A 19,320-nucleotide genomic window follows, 5' to 3' on the forward strand; every position below is an offset into this window, starting at 1 on the left:
TTGATCGTCGGCCATGCTGCGTTGAAATGGTGCTCGGGCTGCTCATTTACAGCTCGTAAACTCCGCGCCCTCGCCCCATTTCGCCTTGCCTGGCTCTAGCTCAAGAGCCCGAAACAGGTTTCCGGCTCTTGTTCCCTCACACGAGAGCAATAATGAACCGACTTCGTCTCTACTTGCGCCTGGCCCGGCTGGCAGCGGTGCTGCTGCTGGGCATGGCCCTGGCCAGCGTTGTGGCCGTCGCCGAGCGCCTGTATCGGCACGACCTGATGGCGCTGCGCCAGCGCCTGACCCGCTGGTTCCTCGCCCGCTTGAGCGGCGCCCTGCCCTTCGACGTCGAAGTACGCGGCGAGCTGCCACAGGGCCCGCACCTTTGGGTCGGCAACCATGTGTCGTGGACCGACATCCCGCTGCTCGGCCAGCTGCTGCCGATCTCCTTCCTGTCCAAGGCCGAAGTGCGTACCTGGCCGCTGGCCGGCTGGCTGGCGCACAAGGCTGGCACCCTGTTTATCCGCAGAGGCTCGGGCGACAGCACACTGCTGGCGCGCCAGCTGCACCGTCACCTGGAAGCCGGGCGCCAGTTGCTGATCTTCCCCGAGGGCACCACCACTGACGGCCAGCAGGTACGCACCTTCCACGGCCGCCTGCTGACCGGTGCCATCGAGGCCGGCGTGCCGCTGCAGCCGGTGGCGATCCGCTACCGGCGCGATGACGAGATCGACCTCATCGCCCCCTTTATCGGCGACGACGACCTGCCCTCGCACCTGCTACGGCTTTTTCGTGCCGAGCGCGCGGTGGTCGAAATCCAGCTGCTTACCCCGATCGCCAGTCACGGCCAGGAGCGCAACGCCCTGGCTCGCCAGGCGCAGCGGGCGGTGCAGGTGGCGCTGTTTGGCGAGCCGCAGGAGCAGTCGCAGGCGGCCTGATGGCGTGCGGTTTACTGCCGCCGTAGGGTGGATCACGCTTCACCGATCCACCGGGCGGCGTAAGGGTGCGTCATCCACCCTAGGATCTGGCAAACACCTGCAACTGCGGATAGAACTCGCGGAAGTCATCGCTGAGCGGCTGGTACAGCCGCTCCAGTTCCTGCATGGCGCCGGCCAGCAGCTGCGGCCGCGACAGGCGCCGGCTCATGCCACCGATCACCTGCTCAAGCACGGCGAACTCGCGGTAACTGCCCAGCCAGTCCTGCGCCGCCATGCGCGGGGCGATGAAGGCCAGGCGCTCGGGCAGTTCGCGCTGGGCCGCCAGCACCTCATAGACCCGGCCAGTGAACTGCGGCAGTGGTTCAGCGTGGTAGTCCGCCCAGTCGCGCGCCAGGCAATGGTCGAAGAACAGGTCCAGCAGGATGCCCGAAGTGCGCCGCCGTTCGGCGGGAAAGCGCGCCCGCGCCTGCTCGACCAGCGGGTGGCGGTCGGTGAAGGCGTCGATCTGCCGGTGCAGGCGGATGGCCGCTTCGAGATCGGCCGGAAAGCGCCCCGCCAGCGGCCCCTTGACGAAGTCGCCGTACAGGCTGCCAAGCAGCTGCGCCGGGCTGTCGCCGCCCAGGTGCAGGTGCGCCAGGTAGTTCATGCGGCCGCCCTGCGCCAGGCATTGGGGGTCATGCCCAGCCAGCGGCGGAAGGTGCGGCTGAAGTTGCTGGTGTCGCGATAACCCAAGCGCTCGGCCACCGCCTCGACGCTCAGCTCGGTGTTCTGCAGCAGCCAGCAGGCCAGCTCCTGGCGCACCTCGTCGAGCAGCAGCTGGTAGTGCGCGCCCTCCTCGCGCAGGCGGCGGATCAGGGTACGCTCGGACAGGTGGAACTCCTCGGCCAGCTGCTCCAGGGTCGGGTAGCTGCCGCTGCAGGCCAGCAGGCGCAGCTGCACCTTGCTGGTCCAGTCGCCGCCGTGGCGGGTGCCGAGCAGCTGATGCTCGCAGTCGCGCAGGGCGATGCGCGCGGCCTGGGCATCGGCGCTCAGGCTCGGCCGGTCGAGCCAGGCCAGCGGCAGGCAGACGCTGCACGCCTCAGCGGCAAAGCTCACGTGCGGCCCCAGCAGCTCGCGGTAGCGCGCCCCCCAGGGCGGCTCGGCGAAGGGAAAGGCGAACTCCAGGCGGCCTTCCGGCAGGCCGCCGCACACCGCCTCCAGCAGGCGCAGGCAGACCCCGGCCAGGCTGGTGAGGATGTGCTCGCGCACATCGCCCAGGTCGAACAGCTCATCGACGCGAATGCGGTAGCGCTCGCCCTCCACGCCACCGGACAGGCGCAGGCTGGACAGGCGCAGCACGCTGAAGCGCTCCAGCACCTGCAGCACGCCACGCAGGTCCGGGCACAGCGCCGCGGCGTAGCCCACCGGGCCATGGGCCGATACCGGCGTGGCGCAGCCCACCTCCAGGCCCAGCCAGGGACAGTCGGTGAGTACGATGGCACGGCGCACCAGGCGCTGCACCTGGGCGAAGTTGAGCGGGCGGTTGTCGCGGTGCAGGTGTTGCCAGTCCAGCCCGGTACCGCTGAGGATGTCGTCCTCGGTGAAGCCGCGCTGGCGCAGCGCCGCGCACAGCAGACGGGCGTAGATCGGGTGCAGGCAGGGTTGCAGCGGGACGAGGCTGGGTTCCATGGCGGCTTCCGGCGCGATGCTCAGCTGTCACCATAAGACGATTTTCTGCCCATCTCAACGGTTCTGCGCAACACCAATGCGGTCCATGCTGGCCACAGGTCGTAGAACCTCGGAGAGAACAACATGGAAATCGCCCTGCCCTACCGTGACCACAAGCGCCCGTTGTGGCTGCTGTCGCTGTTCGTTCCCATCCTCGGGCTGATCGGCCCGGCGCTGTACCTGCTGGTGTCGCCCAGCGAATTCTGGCTGTGGCTGTCGCCGCTGTTCTTCTATTTCGGCATCCCGCTGCTGGACGCGCTGATCGGCGAGGACCCGAGCAACCCGCCGGAGTCCGAAGTGCCGGCGCTGGAAGCCGATCCCTACTACCGCTGGATCACCTACCTGCTGGTGCCGGTGCTGTGGGCCTCGTTCATCGCCATCTGCGTATTCGTCGCCAGCCAGCCGCTGAGCGCAACCGGCCTGCTGGCGATGATCATCAACACCGGTGGCGGCCTGGGTTTCGCCATCAACCTGGGCCACGAGATGGGCCACAAGAAGAGCACCCTGGAGCGTTGGCTGGCCAAGCTGGCGCTGGCGCCGGCCTGCTACGGGCACTTCTACATCGAACACAACCGCGGTCATCACCGCGATGTGGCGACGCCGGTCGACCCGGCCTCGTCGCGCATGGGCGAGTCGATCTACCGTTTCGTCCTGCGCGAAATGCCGGGCGGCTTCCGCCGTGCCTGGCAGCTGGAGCGCGAACGCCTGGCGCGCTGCGGCAAGAGTCCCTGGAGCCTGGACAACGAAGTGCTGCAGCCGGCGCTGATCAGCCTGGCGCTGTACGGCGCGCTGGTGGCCGCGCTGGGCTGGCAGATCCTGCCGTTCCTGCTGCTCAGCGCCTTCTGGGGCGCCTTCCAGCTGACCTCGGCCAACTACCTGGAGCACTACGGCCTGCTGCGGCGCAAGCTGGAAAATGGCCGCTACGAGGTGTGCCAGCCGCACCATTCGTGGAACAGCAACCACCTGTTCTCCAACTGGGCGCTGTTCCACCTGCAGCGCCATTCCGACCACCACGCCCACCCGACCCGGCGCTACCAGTCGCTGCGCAACTTCCCCGACCTGCCGCGCCTGCCCAGCGGCTACTTCGGCATGTACCTGCTGGCCTACGTGCCGCCCCTGTGGTTCCGCCTGATGAACCCGCGGCTGATCGCGGCAGTGCAGGGCGATGCGGCGCGCATCAACTTCCAGCCGGGCCTGCGCGAGCGCCTGATGCGCCGCTACGGCCTGCAGGAGCACGCCGCATGAGCCGCTACCGTTGCCCGGAATGCGGCTACTGCTACGACGAAGCCCGCGGCGAGCCGCACCAGGGCTACCCGGCCGGCACGCCGTGGGACGCCCTGCCGGACGACTTCGCCTGCCCGGACTGCGCGATCCGGGTGAAGGACGAGTTCGAGCCGCTGGCCGAATGACCCACCCCGGCCGCGAGCCACGCGCAGGCTCGCGGCCTGCCCATCAGCAGCGTCGATAGTCGCTATCGGAACAAACGATCTGCGTATCGGGAAAGCCCGATATACAGTTCGCCTCAATCCGATACGCGCAGTCCGCCGCCATGTCCGACTCCATCGACCTCGACGAAATCATCAAAGCCCTGGCCCACCCGGTGCGCCGCGAAATCCTGCAGTGGCTGAAGGAGCCGGAAAAGCACTTCGCCGACCAGGACCACCCGCTGGAACTGGGCGTGTGCGCCGGCAAGTTCGAGCGCTGCGGCCTGTCCCAGTCGAGCGTCTCGGCGCACCTGGCAACGCTGCAGCGCGCCGGCCTGGTGACCTGTCGCAAGGTCGGCCAGTGGAGCTTCTTCAAGCGTAACGAGGCCGTCATCCAGGCCTTCCTGAGAAGCCTCGACCAACAACTCTGAGCCCACGGGCCCTTCCATCACCGATTCGTTTCAGGAGCCGGCCCCATGCCGTTACCGCTTCTCGTCCTCGCTTTGTCCGCGTTTGCCATCGGCACCACGGAATTCGTCATCATGGGCCTGCTGCCCGAGGTGGCCGCTGACCTCGGCGTATCCATCCCCGGCGCCGGCTGGCTGGTGACCGGCTACGCGCTGGGCGTGGCCCTGGGCGCGCCGTTCATGGCCCTGGTCACCGCCAACTGGCCACGCAAGCTGGCCCTGCTCGGCCTGATGGGCATCTTCGTCATCGGCAACCTGCTGTGCGCCACTGCCGCCGACTACGAGCTGCTGATGGTCGCACGGGTGGTCACCGCGCTCTGCCACGGCGCCTTCTTCGGCATCGGCTCGGTGGTCGCCGCCAGCCTGGTGCCGGAGAACCGCAAGGCCTCGGCCGTGGCCCTGATGTTCACCGGCCTGACCCTGGCCAATGTGCTCGGCGTGCCGCTGGGTACCGCGCTGGGCCAGTACGCCGGCTGGCGCTCGACCTTCTGGGCGGTGACCGCGATCGGCGTGATCGCCTTTATCGGCCTGTGGCGCGTGCTGCCGAACAATCAGCAGCAGGAGCCGGCCGACCTGCGCGGCGAGCTGGCCGCCATGCGCGGCGCCGGGCTTTGGCTGGCGCTGAGCACCACCGTGCTGTTCTCCGCCGCCGTGTTCGCTCTGTTCACCTACATCGCCCCGCTGCTCGGCGAGGTCACCGGCGTGTCGCCGCGCGGCATCACCTGGACCTTGCTGCTGATCGGCGTCGGCCTGACCCTGGGCAACCTGATCGGTGGCCGCCTGGCCGACTGGAACCTGGCCACCGCGCTGGCCGGCATCCTGCTGACCCTGGCCCTGCTCTCCTCGCTGGTGCGCTGGAGCAGCCCGCTGCTGGTTCCGCTGGAGATCAATCTGCTGCTCTGGGCCATGGCCGCCTTCGCCGCCGTGCCGGCCCTGCAGGTCAACGTGATGAACTTCGGCCAGGCCGCCCCCAACCTGGTGGCCACCCTCAACATCGGCGCCTTCAACCTGGGCAACGCCCTCGGTGCCTGGGTCGGCGGCCTGGTGATCGGCCAGGGCCTGGGCCTTACCAGTGTGCCCCTGGCCGCTGCCGCGCTGGCCGCCCTGGCCCTGCTCGCCGCCCTGCTCACGACTTCCCTCGGCAGCACCCCAGCCGCCGAACCCCTGCTGGACTGACCCACTGGAGACCGCACCATGACCACCCTGTTCGATCCGCTCAAGCTTGGCAGCCTGCAACTGCCCAACCGCATCATCATGGCCCCGCTGACCCGCTGCCGCGCCGACGCAGGACGCGTGCCCAACGCCCTGATGGCCGAGTACTACGTGCAGCGCGCCTCGGCCGGCCTGATCCTCAGCGAAGCCACCTCGGTGACCCCGATGGGCGTCGGCTACCCGGACACCCCCGGCATCTGGTCCGAGGACCAGGTGCGCGGCTGGCTCAACATCACCCGCGCCGTGCACGCCAACGGCGGGCGCATCTTCCTGCAGCTGTGGCACGTCGGCCGGGTCTCCGACCCCGTCTACCTGAACGGCGAGCTGCCAGTGGCGCCCAGCGCCGTCAAGCCGGCCGGGCATGTCAGCCTGGTGCGCCCGATCAAGGAATTCGTCACCCCGCGTGCCCTGGAAACCGAGGAGATCGCCGAGATCGTCGAGGCCTACCGCCACGGCGCCGAGAATGCCAAGGCCGCCGGCTTCGACGGCGTGGAGATCCACGGCGCCAACGGCTACCTGCTCGACCAGTTCCTGCAGAGCAGCACCAACCAGCGCAACGACCAGTACGGCGGCTCCGTGGAGAACCGCGCGCGCCTGCTGCTGGAAGTCACCGATGCCGCCATCTCCGTGTGGGGCGCCGACCGCGTCGGCGTGCACCTGGCGCCGCGCCAGGACGCCCACGACATGGGCGACGCCAACCCGCGCGAGACCTTCGGCTATGTGGCCCGCGAGCTGGGCAAGCGCGGCGTGGCCTTCATCTGCACCCGCGAGCGGGAAGGCGAAGACAGCCTGACGCCCTACCTCAAGGAGCAGTTCGGCGGCCTGGTGATCGCCAACGAGCGCTTCACCAAGGCGCAGGCCAACGCCTGGCTGGCCGCAGGCAAGGCCGACGCCGTGGCCTTCGGCATCCCCTTCATCGCCAACCCCGACCTGGTCGAACGCCTGGCTCAGGACGCCCCGCTCAACGAGCCGCGCCCCGAGCTGTTCTACGCCCAGGGCCCGGTCGGCTACATCGACTACCCGCGCCTGTAAGCCGGCTGCCATGGAAAGCCCCGCGATCGGGGCTTTCCATTGGTTTCGCCAAGCGCATCCCTCGCCATCGGCGGCTTATCGCGCCGGGCCTCGGCGAGCCGCTCACTCAACTCCTTCAGGGCCGGTCCCTGCGGCCGCACTGGCCATGAGCCGGACCAACACGGAGAACACCATGCACAACGTACTGATAGCCGGCGCCTCGCGCGGCATCGGCCTGGGCCTCACCCGCGCCTGCCTGGCACGCGGCGACAAGGTTTACGCCGTCGCGCGCCGCGCGGGCAACGCAGCCCTCGACCAACTGCAACAGCAACATCCCGAACGCCTGGTGCTGATCACCTGCGACCTGACCCGCCCGGATGCCGCGCAGCACATCGCGGCGGCGTTGCCGGCCCAGCCGCTGGATATCCTGCTGCTCAATGCCGGCATCCTCGGGCCAGAGCATCAGGACGTGGCGCAGATCAGCGCCGATGAGGTCGCCACCCTGTTTCTCACCAATGCCGTCGCGCCGATCCGCCTGGCCAGGCAACTGGCGCATCGGCTACGCGCCGGTGGCGTGATCGCCTGCATGAGTTCGCAGATGGGCAGCGTCGCCCTGGCCCGCTCTGCCGAAATGCCGCTATATGGCGCCAGCAAGGCCGCGCTGAACAGCCTGCTGCAGAGTTGGCACCGCTCCAGCGAACGCCCCCAGGCCTGCCTGCTGGCCCTGCACCCCGGCTGGGTGCGCACCGAGATGGGCGGCGACCAGGCGGCGCTGGAGGTCGAAACCAGCGTCGCCGGCCTGCTCGCCACCATCGAGGCGCATCTCGATGCCGACGGCTGCCACTTTCTCGACTACCAGCAGCTGCCGCTGCCCTGGTAGACAAGGCGGCACCGGTTCGTCAGCCGGCTCTTGTCGGAAAGCACCCCGACCTGGCTATGATCACACCCCATGATCAACCCGCCTCCACTACGCCCACCCTGCCCGCCCGGCGCCTGTGACTGCAGCCGCGACCAGCTGCTGGAAACGCCCGGCGCGGACCTGCGCATCCTGCTGCTCAACCGCAGCGAGGAGAAGCGCCTGCTGGAGCGCCTGGAGAACCTGCGCGACCTCGACGACCTGCGCCACCTGCAGCAGCGCATGCAGCAGCAACTGGGCATTCGCGTGGAGGTGGCACCGGGCTTCAACGAAGTGCGCAGCATGCGCGGCATCGCCATCCAGATCGCCGAGCACCCGGGCCTGTGCCGCAAGACCCGCCAGGCTATCCCCGCCGCCATTCGCCGCGGCCTGGAGCGCCAGCCGGAGATCGCCTACCGCTTGCTCGACTCCTACGACCTGCTGGGCGGCCTCTGACACGAACAAGCCCCGCATGGCGGGGCTTGTTCATGCAGACGCACGACTTACAGCGAGTCGAGGTAGCGCTCCACATCCAGCGCCGCCATGCAGCCGGCACCGGCCGAGGTGATGGCCTGGCGGTATACCGAGTCGGCCACGTCGCCAGCGGCGAAGACACCGGGGATGCTGGTGGCGGTGGCATTGCCGTCGCGGCCGCCGTTGACCACCAGGTAGCCATCCCGCAGCGCCAGCTGGCCCTCGAACAGCGAGGTGTTGGGCGTGTGGCCAATGGCGACGAACAGGCCATCGACCTGCAGCTCGCTGGCGTTGCCGTCGCGGTGGCGCAGGCGCACACCGGTCACGCCAGCCGAGTCGCCGAGAACCTCGTCCACCTCGGCATTCAGGCGCAGCTCGATCTTGCCTTCGGCAATGCGCGCCTGCAGCTTGTCCTGCAGGATCTTCTCGGCGCGGAACGTTTCGCGGCGGTGCACCAGGGTCACCTTGCTGGCGATATTGGCCAGGTACAGAGCCTCCTCCACCGCGGTGTTTCCGCCGCCGACCACCGCCACCTCGCGGTTGCGGTAGAAGAAGCCATCGCAGGTGGCGCAGGCGGAAACTCCCTTGCCCATGAACGCCTCTTCCGACGGCAAGCCGAGGTAACGGGCGCTGGCGCCGGTGGCGATGATCAGCGCGTCGGCCGTATAGGTGCCGTTGTCACCGACCAGGGTAAAGGGCTTGCCGGCCAGATCCACGGCATTGATGTGGTCATAGACGACTTCGGTCTCGAAGCGCTCGGCATGTTCCTGCATGCGCTGCATCAGCGCCGGGCCGGTCAGGCCATGGGGGTCGCCGGGCCAGTTGTCGACTTCGGTGGTGGTGGTCAGCTGGCCGCCGGCTTGGATGCCGGTGATCAGCAGCGGCTTGAGATTGGCGCGTGCGGCGTATACGGCGGCGCTGTAGCCGGCCGGGCCGGAACCCAGAATGATGACGCGAGCGTGGCGGTTGGCGGACATGACCGGCTCCTGAAGAAAAAGGGGCCGGCCGAAAGCACTTGGGGAAGGCTTGAAGGTACGGCAGGCCCCGCTAAGGGTGATTGCCGGCAAGGCTACCCAGCGGCCTGGCAGGGTGAAAATGTCCATTATCAATACGGCCGATAGCCCTGGCCTATCCGCCCGGGTGCCGTGCGGGCCTTGGCTATACTCGGCTCAATCCCTGCCTCCGGGTGTCAATCGCATGACCCTGCGCAAACGACTGTTCTGGCTGTTCGCCCCCCTGCTGCTGTTCGCCTTGGGCTTCGCCTACCTGCTGTCACAGAGCCTGATTCTCAGCCGCTTCGACCGCCAGGACACGGCCCAGCTCACGGCCGAGGCCGAACGCCTGCGCGCGCTGCTGGACAACAGCCTGAAACGCAATCTCGACCTGCTGCTGAGCTACGCCCAGTGGGACGACAGCTATGAATTCATGCGCGGCAACCACCCGGACTTCACTCGCCGCAACATGGACCCGGAAGCGCTGCGCCAGATGAACTTCGACTTCATGGTGTTTCTCGACCTCGACGGCGAGGTGCGCGCCGAGCAGTGGCTGCCGCCCGACCTGCCGGACCTGCTGGTGCTGGGCAGCGACCGGCCACGCAGCCATGCCTCGCTGCGCCACAACATCCTGGCGCTGGCCGAGCGGCTGCGCCAATCCACCAGTGGCGGGCCACGCGGCCAACTGGTCGAGGTGCAGGGCGTACCCCTGATCCTGGTGATGAGCGAGATCAGCAACAACCAGAACAGCCTGCCCAGCGTCGGCACCCTGCTGGCCGGCCACTTCATCGACGGCGAGCGCGCCGAACACCTGCAGACCCAGCTCAATGGCGCCCTGCGCCTGCTGCCACCGAGCGACATGCTGGCCCGTTGGCGCGACCTGCCCGCCACCGGTCAGAGTGGCCTCAACGAGATCGAGATCAGCCCCAGGCGGGTGCTCGACGACCAGCACCAGCAGATCGCCCTGCTGTTCAGCAACAGTCTGGGCGAGCCGGAAGTGATGCTCGAACTGACCCGCGAGCGCAGCCTGTACCGCGAAGGCCGCCAGGCCATCACCATCTTCCTGGCCCAGGCCGGTGGCGTCGGCCTGGCCGCCTGGTTGCTGATCTATCTGGGCCTGGAGTTCGGCATCCTGCGCCGGGTCTCGCGCATGCATGGGGAAATCGCCGCCATCGGCCCGGGCTCGGTGCGGCAGCGCATTGGCGACCGCGGCAATGACGAGCTCGGCCGCCTGGCGCTGGAAATCAACCGCATGCTCGAACGCCTGGAGCAGAGTGAAACGCGCGACCGCGAGATACTCGACGCCATCCAGGACGGCTACTTCGAGCTGAGCCCTGACGGCATCGTGCGGGCGGTCAACCGCGCGCTGTGCAGGATGCTCGGCTACCCCAGCGAGGCATTGCTCGAGCACTCCTACGAGACCATGCTGGAGCACGAGGACATCGAGCGCGCGCGCATCCTCTTCGGCCGCGCCCTGGAGAGCGGCGAGAACGTCAGCTTCGCCGCCCCGTTCCGGCGCCGCGACGGCAGCCAGGGCTACTACGAGGCCCGCCTGTCGCTGATCCATGATGGCCAGGGCAACTTCACCGGCTACCGCGGCATATTGCGCGACATCAGCGACCAGGTGGCCTACCAGAACCGCCTGTTGGACATGGCCTACCGTGACCCGCTGACCGGCCTGGGCAACCGCAAGGCCTTCGCCGAGCAGCTGCGCCAGGCGATGGAGAAGCACCGCTCGCTGGCCCTGCTGTTTCTCGATCTGGACCGCTTCAAGGAGGTCAATGACCGCTTCGGCCACGACGTTGGCGACGATCTTCTGCGGCAGATCGCCGAACGCCTGCGCAACGCCCTGCGCCAACCCGACCGGGTCTATCGCCTGGGGGGCGACGAGTTCACCCTGATCCTCGCCGAGAGCGATGCCGAGGGCGCGCAGAAGCTCGCCGAACGCCTGCGCCAGGCGCTGCACGAACCGATCCGGATCGGCTCACTGAACATCGATTTTGTTACCCCGAGTATCGGCATCGCCCTCTACCCGCAGCATGCCGACGATGCGGAAAATCTGCTCAAGGCCGCCGACAGCGCCATGTACGAGGCCAAGCGCGAGCGCAACCGCGCCTGCCTGTACCAGCCGCAACCGCTTTCCTCCTCCCCGCAAACTGGTTAAGGTCGGCGCGTTTTCAGCGCTGCGGAGATCAGCATGCTCGCCCCTACCCTGACCGGCCCCCAATACCTCGCTCAAGGCCTGAAACTGGTGCTCAGCCCGGGCCTGCGCCTGTTCGTGCTGCTGCCCCTGGCCGTGAACACCCTGCTGTTCATCGGCATGATCGTGCTGGCCATGCAGCAGTTCGGCGGCTGGGTCGACACCTTCATGCCCGGCCTGCCGAGCTGGCTGAGCTTCCTCGAATACGTCCTCTGGCCTCTGTTCGTCGTGCTGGTGCTGGTGATCATGTTCTTCAGCTTCACCCTGCTGGCCAACATCATCGCCGCCCCGTTCAACGGCTTCCTCGCCGAAAAGGTGGAAGTGGTGCTGCGCGGTCGTGACGACTTCCCGCCCTTCAGCTGGGCCGAGCTGACGGCCATGGTGCCGCGCACCGTCGGCCGCGAGCTGCGCAAGCTGGCCTACTTCCTGCCGCGCGCCATCCCACTGCTGATCCTCACCTTCGTGCCGGTGCTGAACCTGCTTGCCGCGCCGCTGTGGATTCTCTTCGGCATCTGGATGATGGCCGTGCAGTACATCGACTACCCCTGCGACAACAACAAGGTCAGCTGGGACGACATGCTCGCCTGGCTGCGCGAGAAGCGCTGGCAGAGCCTGGGCTTCGGCGGCACCGTGTACCTGTCGCTGCTGATCCCCTTCGTCAACATCCTGGTGATGCCCGCCGCCGTGGCCGGTGCCACCCTGTTCTGGGTGCGCGAGCGCGACGTCACCGCGCAGTAACCCGAACGTCACAGCCCGTTCATGGTGCCGCTCCAGACTGGCGCCATGAATGTCACAAGCCTGCATATCGCCCTGGTCAGCGAAACCTTCCCGCCGGAAGTCAACGGCGTGGCCAACACCCTCGGCCGCCTGTGCCAGGGCCTACGCGAGCGTGGCCACCGGCTGCAGCTGGTGCGCCCGCGCCAGGCCGATGACACCGCCCCCAACGACGACCAGCTGCTGCTCACCCGCGGCTGGCCGCTGCCGGGCTACGCCGGCCTGCAATGGGGCCAGTCGTCGCTGCATAAGCTGCTGCGCCGCTGGCAGCGCAACCGGCCGGACGTGCTGTACATCGCCACCGAAGGGCCGCTCGGCCTGTCCGCCCTGCGCGCCGCGCGGCGCCTGGGCATCCCGGTGGTGAGCGGCTTCCACACCAATTTCCAGCAGTACAGCGACCACTACGGTTTCGGCCTGCTCACGCGCCTGCTCACCGGCTACCTGCGCTGGTTCCACAACCGCTCGCGGCTGACCCTGGTGCCCAGCCCGAGCCAGCGCCTGGAGCTGCAGCGGCGTGGCTTCGAGCGCCTGGAGCTGCTGGCGCGCGGCGTCGATGGCCAGCTGTTCCACCCAGCCCGGCGCTCGGCCGCCCTGCGTGCCGAGTGGGGCCTGGGCGAGGACGAGATCGCCGTGCTGCACGTCGGCCGCCTGGCTGCGGAGAAAAACCTGCAGCTGCTGACCCGCGCCTTTCGCCAACTGCAGCGCGACCTGCCACAGCAGCGCCTGCGCCTGGTACTGGTCGGCGACGGCCCGCTGCGCGCCCAGCTGCAGGCCGAGCTGCCCGAAGCACTGTTCTGCGGTGTGCAGCGGGGCGAGGCACTGGCTGCGCACTACGCCAGCGGCGATCTGTTCCTCTTTCCCAGCCTCTCCGAAACCTTTGGCAACGTGGTGCTCGAAGCCCTGGCCTCGGGCCTGGCGGTAGTCGCCTTCGATCAGGCCGCCGCCGCCCAGCACATCCGCCATGGGCACAACGGCGCCCTGGCCACGCCCGGCGACGAGGTGGCCTTCATCGAGTCGGCCCGCTGGCTGCTGGAAGACCCGGAGAGCCTGCGCCGGGTGCGCCTGAATGCGCGCCAGCACGCCGGCAAGCAGGGCTGGCCGGCCATCGTCGAGCGCTTCGAGAGCCTGCTGCACGCGGCGCGCGACGCGCAGGCATAAAAAAGCCCCGGTGTGCCGGGGCTGGAAGGGGTGCCCCGCAGCGCGGCGCACCTGGGGTAAAGCGAAGGATCAGACCAGCTGCTTGAGCGCCTCGCGGCTGAACGGCAGGATGTCGCTCTCGCGGCCATCGCGCACCTTCACCGCCCAGTCCGGGTCGACCAGCAGGGCACGGCCCACGGCCACCAGGTCGAACTCCTGCTTGCTCAGGCGCTCCAGCAGGTTCTCCAGGCTGGCCGGCTCGGCCACCTTGTCGGTGTTAACCATGAACTGCAGGAACTCGCCGTCCAGGCCGACGCTGCCGACGGTGATGGTCGGCTTGCCGGTGAGCTGGCGGGTCCAGCCGGCCAGGTTGAGGTCGCTGCCTTCGAACTCCGGCTCCCAGAAGCGGCGGGTCGAGCAGTGGAAGATATCCACGCCGGCGTCGGACAGCGGCTTGAGGAAGGCCCCCAGTTCTTCCGGGGTCTGTACCAGGCGTGCGGTGTAGTCCTGCTGCTTCCACTGGGAGAAGCGGAAGATGATCGGGAAGTCCGGGCCAACGGCGGCGCGCACGGCCTGGATCAGCTCAATGGCGAAGCGCGAGCGCTGGGCCAGGTCGCCGCCGTACTCGTCGGTGCGCTTGTTGCTGCCTTCCCAGAAGAACTGGTCGATCAGGTAGCCGTGGGCGCCGTGGATCTCCACGCCGTCCATGCCGATGGCCTTGGCGTCGCGGGCGGCCTGGGCGAAGGCGGCGATCACCTCCTGGATGTCGTCCTTGGTCATGCCATGCACGACCACGGTGCCGTCCTTGACCTTCTCCGACGGGCCGTAACCCGGCACGCTGGCATCCGGCTCGGTGCCGGCCTTGCGCACGTTACCCACGTGCCACAGCTGCGGGACGATCTTGCCGCCTTCGGCGTGCACGGCATCGACCACCTGCTTCCAGCCGGCCAGGGCATCCTCGCCGTAGAAGCGCGGCACGTGCGGATAGCCGTTGGCGGCCTTGTGGCCAACGGTGGTGCCCTCGGTGACGATCAGGCCGACGCCGGCGGCGGCACGGCGGCGGTAGTACTCGACCACCTGGGCATTGGGCACGCCGCCCGGCGAGAAGGAACGGGTCATCGGCGCCATCACCACGCGGGTGGGCAGCTCCAGGTTACCCAGGCGGAAGGGCGCGAACAGGGCTTGAACAGGTGCGGTCATGGGATCTCCTTGGGCCGGCCAGCTGACCGGTCGTCTCGTCGATGGGCAAAAAAATGCGTCAGGGCTGCAGCAGCAGCTCCAGACGCTGAATGAAGGCTTCCAGCGGTTGCAGGCTGCGGCCGACCTTGAGCCGCGCCAGCACGCCCTGCCAGGCGTTGGCGATGAAGGTCGCCAGGTTGTCGCAGTCTTCGTCCGCGCCCAGCTCGCCGGCCGCGCGCGCCTGCTCCAGACAGTCGCGCAGGATGTCCACCGAGGCCTGCTGGATGCGCTCGACCTCGGCGCCGATGGCCGGCAGCACATCGCTCATCTCGAAGCTCAGGCTGCCGATGAAGCAGTGGTACTCGGGCTGTTCCTGGCGCGAGAAATGCGCTAGCAGCTCGCGGTAGTAAGCGAGGATGCGCGCACGCGGGCTCAGCGCCGCATTGCCCAGGGCCTCGGCATAGCGCATCAGGCGCGGCCGGTAGACGAAGTCCAGGGCCTGCAGGGCGAAGTCTTCCTTGCTGGCGAAGTAGTGATAGAAGCTGCCCTTGGGAATGCCGGCGGCCTGGACGATCTCCATCACCCCGGTGCCGTGGTAGCCACGCCGGGTCATCACCTGCGAGCCCTTGGCCAGGATCAGTTCACGCTTGTCGAGTCGGACGCTGCTGTTCATGGCGGCGAGCATATGACCGGTCGTCTCGCCTCGCCCAGCACTATTGATCTCGGTGATTGTGCTGCAGAAGTTGGCCGCGTCCGCGGCGGCAGACCCTCTTGACACGCAGGGTAGGCTGTACTGAACCCGCGTTATTTGAGGAACGCCATATGCATCGCGACCAGGTCACGGCCATCTTCCAGCAGCAGGCCGCCAGCTATGACACCCAGTGGGCCAAGACGGCGCCGCTCCGCCACTGCCTGCATCTGCTGCTCGACTCGCTGTTTGCCGAGCTGCCGACCGATGCGCGCATTCTCTGCGTCGGCGTGGGCACTGGCACGGAGCTGGCCCACCTGGCCGCGCAGAACCCGGGCTGGCGCTTTACCGCGGTGGAGCCTTCCGCCGCGATGCTCGATGTGTGCCGGCAGCGGGCCGAGCAGGACGGCTTCGCCGCCCGCTGCGACTTCCACGAGGGTTATCTGGAGTCGTTGCCGGCAACCGCGGCACACGACGCGGCCACCTGCTTTCTGGTCTCCCAGTTCATCCTCGAGCCGCCGGCGCGTTCGGCCTTCTTCGCCGAGATCGCCGAGCGCCTCACGCCGGGCGGCCTGCTCGCCAGCTCCGACCTGGCCGCCGACGTGGACTCGGCGGAATACGAAGTGCTGCTGACAGCCTGGATGCACATGATGGCGGCGGCCGAAGTCTCGCCGGAGACCATGGCACGCATGCGCCAGGCCTACGCCAGGGATATCGGGGTGCTGTCGCCTGAGCGCACCGCGGCGATCATCGCCGCCGGCGGCTTCACCCTGCCGGTGCCGTTCTTCCAGGCCGGACTGATCCACGCCTGGCTGTCGCGGCGCGCCTGAGTTCTAGAGCCAGGTGACGTGCTGCTCCAGCGGGAAGCGCAGGCGCGGGTTGTACACGCCCTTCTCGCCCTGGCGGCCGACCGCCAGCAGCATGATCGGAATGGCCTGACGCGGGATGTCCAGCACCTTGCGCAGGCGCACCTCGTCGAAACCCTCCATCGGGCAGGTGGCGTAGCCGTGGCTCTGGAAGGCCAGCATCAGGTTCTCGGCCGCCAGCGCCGTGGACTTCACTGCCCACAGGCGCATGTCGGCGTGGCTGTTGGGCTTGCGCATCAGCGGCTTGCGCAGCGCCAGCAGGCGCACCAGCTGGCGCTTGAACAGGCCGAGCAGGCCCAGCGGGCCCTGGTTGTACTGGAAAGGCGCGGTCTTGGCGTAGAAGTGCCGGATGCGCCCCGGCACCTCGGGCTCCGGCCAGTACTCAACCATGTTGGCGCAGGCCTGTTTCCAGGTATCCGGGCGCGCCAGCACGGCGATGATCAGCGGTGCCTTGGCCGCATTCTGGCTCATGCACACCGGGTGTAGCCGCGCCAGCAGCGCCGGGTCGCGCACCACCTGGAAGCTCCAGGGCTGCAGGTTGCAGGAGTTGGGCGCCAGCACGGCCAGCTCCAGGCAGTCGCGGATCACCGCATCGGGCACCGCCTCGGGGAGGAAACGGCGCACCGCGCGGCGGCTCTCGATCAGTGCGCGCAGCGCCTGCGGCGAGGCGCCGAGGCTGAGGTCATCGGGGGAGAAGCTGGTCATCGGGGGCCTCCTCGGCAGATGCCCCGATTAGGCTATCGGGACGCCGAGGGGGCAATACTGCGCCGGGAAATCGGCCGAAAAATGGCCGAATCAGCCGAGGGCTTTGTCGATCGCCTGGAGCAGCGCAGGATCGTCCGGCGTGGTGCGTGGCGAGAAGCGCGCCAGCACGCGGCCGTCGCGGCCGACCAGGAATTTCTCGAAGTTCCAGGTGATGTCACCGGGGAACTCGGCGCCCTCACCGGCCAGCAGGCGATACAGCGGATGGCGATTGGGACCGTTGACCTCGAGCTTGCTGCCCAGTGGAAAGGTCACGCCGTAGTTGAGGCTGCAGAACTCGCGAATCTCGTCCTCGCTGCCCGGCTCCTGGGCGGCGAACTGGTTGCACGGCAGGCCGAGCACGGTGAAGCCACGCTCGCGATAGGCCTGATGCAGCTTTTCCAGGCCGGCATATTGCGGGGTCAGGCCGCACTTGGAGGCGACGTTGACCACCAGCACTATCTGGCCCTTGTAGGGCGCCAGCGGCAGGTCCTGGCCGTCCAGCGCGCGCAGATTGAGATCGTGAAAGGCACTCATGGCGGACTCCTCAAGGGACAAAAAAGGCGCCCGGGGGCGCCTTTTCGGTTAGCTCAGCTTAGCAGCCGGAGTCGAGTCTGAAACGACCATAAGTCGTATTGCTCGCCCCGTCACCGATCAGTGGTGGTGACCGCCTTCGCCGTGGATGTGGCCGTGGGCGAGCTCTTCGGCATGGGCGTCACGCACGTTGACGACCTTGACCTGGAAGTTCAGGCGCTGGCCAGCCAGCGGGTGGTTGCCGTCGACAATCACGTCATCGCCTTCGATGTCGCGGATGGTGACGATCTGCATGCCGCCGTCCGGACCGGAAGCGTGGAACTGCATGCCCACTTCCAGCTCGTCGACGCCTTCGAACATGCTGCGGTTGAGGGTGGCAACCAGCTCGGCGCTGTACTCGCCGTAGGCTTCGCCCGGCTCGATGGCCACGCTCAGCTCGTCACCGGCCTGCTTGCCTTCCAGAGCCTTTTCCAGACCGACGATGATGTTGCCGGCACCGTGCAGGTACACCAGCGGAGCACCGCCGGCAGAGCTGTCGATCACCTCACCGGCATCGTTGGTCAGGGTATAGTCGATGGACACAGCCTTGTTGGCGGCGATCTGCATGGAGGAGAAACCTTTTGCAAGAGAATGGAAAGGTACCAAGTCTAACCGCCAAAACGGCCGAAAGCGACCGCGGGCCAGACGGACGGGGCACGCGGCTGCTGGGCTTCCACCAGGACGAAGACGGCCACTGGGTGGCCGAGCTGTCCTGCGGCCATACGCAGCACCTGCGTCATCAGCCACCATGGCAGAATCGCGCCTGGGTCACGGACCCGCAGGCACGCCAGCGTCATCTGGGCCAGCCGTTCAGCTGTGGCTGGTGCGCCGGCGAACCGGCAAAGCAAGCGGATAAGGAGTAGTCATGCCGTCACGCAACATCCTGGTCATCAACTGTGGCAGCTCGTCGATCAAGTTCGCCCTGGTCAACGAGGAGCAGCCCGACTTCATCCTCAGCGGCCTGGCCGAGCGCCTGGCCAGCCCGGAGGCGGTGCTGCACTGGCAGCACAACGGCGAGAAGGACAGTCTGCTGCTGCAGGGTGGTGACCATCGGACAGCCCTGCAGCACCTGCTGCCGCTGGTGCAGAACGCCACCGGCGGCCAGCTGCATGGCATCGGCCACCGCGTGGTGCACGGCGGCGAGCACTTCACCGCGGCCTGCCGCATCGACACCGTCAGCCTGCTGGCGATCCGCGCCACCTCGCCGCTGGCACCGCTGCACAACCCGGCCAACCTGCAGGGCATCGAGGCGGCGCTCAAGCTGTTCCCCGAGCTGCCGCAGGTCGCGGTATTCGACACCGCCTTCCACCAGAGCCTGCCTGAGCACGCCTATCGCTACGCGGTGCCGGAACAGCTATACCGCGAGCACGGCGTGCGCCGCTACGGCTTCCATGGCACCAGCCATCGCTACGTCAGCCAGCGCGCCGCGGAGATGGCTGGGGTGCCCTATGCCGCCAGCAGCTGGCTCTCGGCGCACCTGGGCAACGGCTGCTCCACCTGCGCCATCGTCGACGGCCAGAGCCGCGATACCAGCATGGGCCTGACCCCGCTGGAAGGCCTGGTGATGGGCACCCGCAGCGGCGATGTCGACCCCAACCTGCATGGTCACCTGGCGCGCACCCTGGGCTGGAGCCTGGAGCAGATCGACGCCATGCTCAACAAGGACAGCGGCCTGCTCGGCCTGTCCGGCCTGTCCAACGACATGCGCAGCCTGGAACAGGCGCGCGAGCAGGGCCACGCCGGCGCCACCCTGGCCATCGAAGTATTCTGCTACCGCCTGGCCAAGTCGCTGGCCGCGATGAGCTGCGCCCTGCCGCAGCTGGACGGCCTGATCTTCACCGGCGGCATCGGCGAGAACTCGCCGTTGATCCGCAGCAAGACGGTGGAGCACCTGAAACTGTTCAATCTGACCCTCGATGCGCAGGCCAATGCCCGCTGCATCCGCGGCGTCGCCGGCGCCATCGGTGCCGAAGGCCACCCGCGGGTGCTGGTGGTGCCGACCAACGAGGAACGGCAGATCGCCCTCGACACCCTGGCCCTGCTCACCGCCTGACCGC

Annotated in this window: 21 protein-coding genes and 1 pseudogene; 14 read left to right on the plus strand and 8 right to left on the minus strand. The window is 68.0% G+C overall.

The window, feature by feature from the left end; all coding sequences use genetic code 11:
* The first annotated feature begins 152 nt into the window (after positions 1-152).
* Positions 153-923: a lysophospholipid acyltransferase family protein gene (locus PA6_RS02945; protein WP_021699385.1), complete on the plus strand. Its 771-nt coding sequence runs from the start codon at positions 153-155 to the stop codon at positions 921-923.
* A gap of 79 nt (positions 924-1,002) precedes the next feature.
* On the opposite strand, the gene PA6_RS02950 is transcribed toward PA6_RS02945, so the two are convergent.
* Entirely contained in the window at positions 1,003-1,569 is a 567-nt protein-coding gene (locus PA6_RS02950; protein WP_021699386.1) for an acyl carrier protein phosphodiesterase, read from the minus strand.
* Complete coding sequence (locus tag PA6_RS02955; RefSeq protein ID WP_021699387.1) at positions 1,566-2,591, minus strand: AraC family transcriptional regulator; 1,026 nt, start codon at positions 2,589-2,591, stop codon at positions 1,566-1,568. The genes PA6_RS02950 and PA6_RS02955 overlap by 4 nt, the downstream gene beginning before the upstream one ends.
* A gap of 123 nt (positions 2,592-2,714) precedes the next feature.
* Between PA6_RS02955 and PA6_RS02960 the strand changes: the two genes are divergently transcribed.
* The 7 genes from PA6_RS02960 to PA6_RS02990 all read left to right on the plus strand — a co-directional run bounded on the left by PA6_RS02960 (position 2,715) and on the right by PA6_RS02990 (position 8,095).
* A complete protein-coding gene (locus tag PA6_RS02960; RefSeq protein ID WP_021699388.1) occupies positions 2,715-3,875 on the plus strand; it encodes an alkane 1-monooxygenase in 1,161 nt (386 codons plus the stop codon).
* Positions 3,872-4,039 carry a rubredoxin gene (locus PA6_RS02965; protein ID WP_021699389.1) on the plus strand — a complete coding sequence of 56 codons (168 nt, stop codon included), beginning with the start codon at positions 3,872-3,874 and terminating at the stop codon, positions 4,037-4,039. Before PA6_RS02960 ends, PA6_RS02965 begins: the two co-directional genes overlap by 4 nt.
* Before the next feature lie 140 nt (positions 4,040-4,179).
* Complete coding sequence (locus tag PA6_RS02970; RefSeq protein ID WP_021699390.1) at positions 4,180-4,485, plus strand: ArsR/SmtB family transcription factor; 306 nt, start codon at positions 4,180-4,182, stop codon at positions 4,483-4,485.
* A 45-nt stretch (positions 4,486-4,530) separates the two neighbouring features.
* Positions 4,531-5,697, plus strand: coding sequence for an MFS transporter (locus PA6_RS02975; RefSeq protein WP_021699391.1), 1,167 nt, complete (start codon positions 4,531-4,533; stop codon positions 5,695-5,697).
* An 18-nt stretch (positions 5,698-5,715) separates the two neighbouring features.
* The gene (locus PA6_RS02980) at positions 5,716-6,765 is read left to right on the plus strand and encodes an alkene reductase (protein WP_021699392.1); all 1,050 of its coding nucleotides are present in this window, start codon (positions 5,716-5,718) and stop codon (positions 6,763-6,765) included.
* A 172-nt stretch (positions 6,766-6,937) separates the two neighbouring features.
* Positions 6,938-7,624 (plus strand): SDR family oxidoreductase, encoded by a 687-nt coding sequence (locus tag PA6_RS02985; RefSeq protein WP_021699393.1) that lies wholly within the window; start codon positions 6,938-6,940, stop codon positions 7,622-7,624.
* Between the two features lie 69 nt (positions 7,625-7,693).
* Positions 7,694-8,095, plus strand: coding sequence for a hypothetical protein (locus PA6_RS02990; RefSeq protein ID WP_021699394.1), 402 nt, complete (start codon positions 7,694-7,696; stop codon positions 8,093-8,095).
* Between the two features lie 47 nt (positions 8,096-8,142).
* Here the strand turns inward: PA6_RS02990 and trxB are convergent, their stop codons facing one another.
* Entirely contained in the window at positions 8,143-9,090 is a 948-nt protein-coding gene (gene trxB, locus PA6_RS02995) for a thioredoxin-disulfide reductase (protein ID WP_021699395.1), read from the minus strand.
* Positions 9,091-9,310: 220 nt separating this feature from the next.
* Here trxB and PA6_RS03000 point away from each other — a divergent pair, with 220 nt between their 5' ends.
* The 3 genes from PA6_RS03000 to PA6_RS03010 are packed head-to-tail and all read left to right on the plus strand — an operon-like array spanning position 9,311 to position 13,237.
* On the plus strand, positions 9,311-11,269 hold the full coding sequence (locus PA6_RS03000; protein WP_021699396.1) for a sensor domain-containing diguanylate cyclase: 1,959 nt from the start codon (positions 9,311-9,313) through the stop codon (positions 11,267-11,269).
* A 33-nt stretch (positions 11,270-11,302) separates the two neighbouring features.
* Positions 11,303-12,043, plus strand: a complete 741-nt coding sequence (cysZ, locus tag PA6_RS03005) for a sulfate transporter CysZ (protein WP_021699397.1) — start codon at positions 11,303-11,305, stop codon at positions 12,041-12,043.
* Between the two features lie 45 nt (positions 12,044-12,088).
* Positions 12,089-13,237 carry a glycosyltransferase family 4 protein gene (locus tag PA6_RS03010; protein ID WP_115288025.1) on the plus strand — a complete coding sequence of 383 codons (1,149 nt, stop codon included), beginning with the start codon at positions 12,089-12,091 and terminating at the stop codon, positions 13,235-13,237.
* Positions 13,238-13,306: 69 nt separating this feature from the next.
* Here PA6_RS03010 and PA6_RS03015 read toward each other — a convergent pair whose 3' ends face one another.
* Together PA6_RS03015 and PA6_RS03020 are read right to left on the minus strand one after the other, a co-directional pair.
* Entirely contained in the window at positions 13,307-14,416 is a 1,110-nt protein-coding gene (locus PA6_RS03015; protein WP_021699399.1) for an NADH:flavin oxidoreductase, read from the minus strand.
* Positions 14,417-14,474: 58 nt separating this feature from the next.
* Entirely contained in the window at positions 14,475-15,068 is a 594-nt protein-coding gene (locus tag PA6_RS03020) for a TetR/AcrR family transcriptional regulator (protein ID WP_455737470.1), read from the minus strand.
* Positions 15,069-15,217: 149 nt separating this feature from the next.
* On the opposite strand from PA6_RS03020, the gene PA6_RS03025 reads away from it, so the two are divergent.
* Complete coding sequence (locus PA6_RS03025) at positions 15,218-15,913, plus strand: class I SAM-dependent methyltransferase (RefSeq protein WP_021699401.1); 696 nt, start codon at positions 15,218-15,220, stop codon at positions 15,911-15,913.
* A gap of 3 nt (positions 15,914-15,916) precedes the next feature.
* Here the strand turns inward: PA6_RS03025 and PA6_RS03030 are convergent, their stop codons facing one another.
* From PA6_RS03030 to PA6_RS03040, 3 genes are all read right to left on the minus strand, one after another.
* On the minus strand, positions 15,917-16,654 hold the full coding sequence (locus PA6_RS03030) for a nitroreductase family protein (protein WP_021699402.1): 738 nt from the start codon (positions 16,652-16,654) through the stop codon (positions 15,917-15,919).
* A 90-nt stretch (positions 16,655-16,744) separates the two neighbouring features.
* Complete coding sequence (locus tag PA6_RS03035; protein WP_021699403.1) at positions 16,745-17,227, minus strand: glutathione peroxidase; 483 nt, start codon at positions 17,225-17,227, stop codon at positions 16,745-16,747.
* 117 nt (positions 17,228-17,344) lie between these two features.
* Complete coding sequence (locus PA6_RS03040) at positions 17,345-17,830, minus strand: FKBP-type peptidyl-prolyl cis-trans isomerase (RefSeq protein ID WP_021699404.1); 486 nt, start codon at positions 17,828-17,830, stop codon at positions 17,345-17,347.
* Here PA6_RS03040 and PA6_RS22635 point away from each other — a divergent pair.
* Positions 17,799-18,126 (plus strand): annotated as a pseudogene (locus tag PA6_RS22635) (DUF3565 domain-containing protein). The gene PA6_RS03040 and the pseudogene PA6_RS22635 overlap by 32 nt on opposite strands.
* A gap of 2 nt (positions 18,127-18,128) precedes the next feature.
* Positions 18,129-19,316: an acetate kinase gene (locus PA6_RS03050; RefSeq protein WP_021699406.1), complete on the plus strand. Its 1,188-nt coding sequence runs from the start codon at positions 18,129-18,131 to the stop codon at positions 19,314-19,316.
* Positions 19,317-19,320 lie beyond the last annotated feature (4 nt).

This window comes from Aquipseudomonas alcaligenes NBRC 14159, from assembly GCF_000467105.1.
Taxonomy (GTDB): domain Bacteria; phylum Pseudomonadota; class Gammaproteobacteria; order Pseudomonadales; family Pseudomonadaceae; genus Aquipseudomonas; species Aquipseudomonas alcaligenes.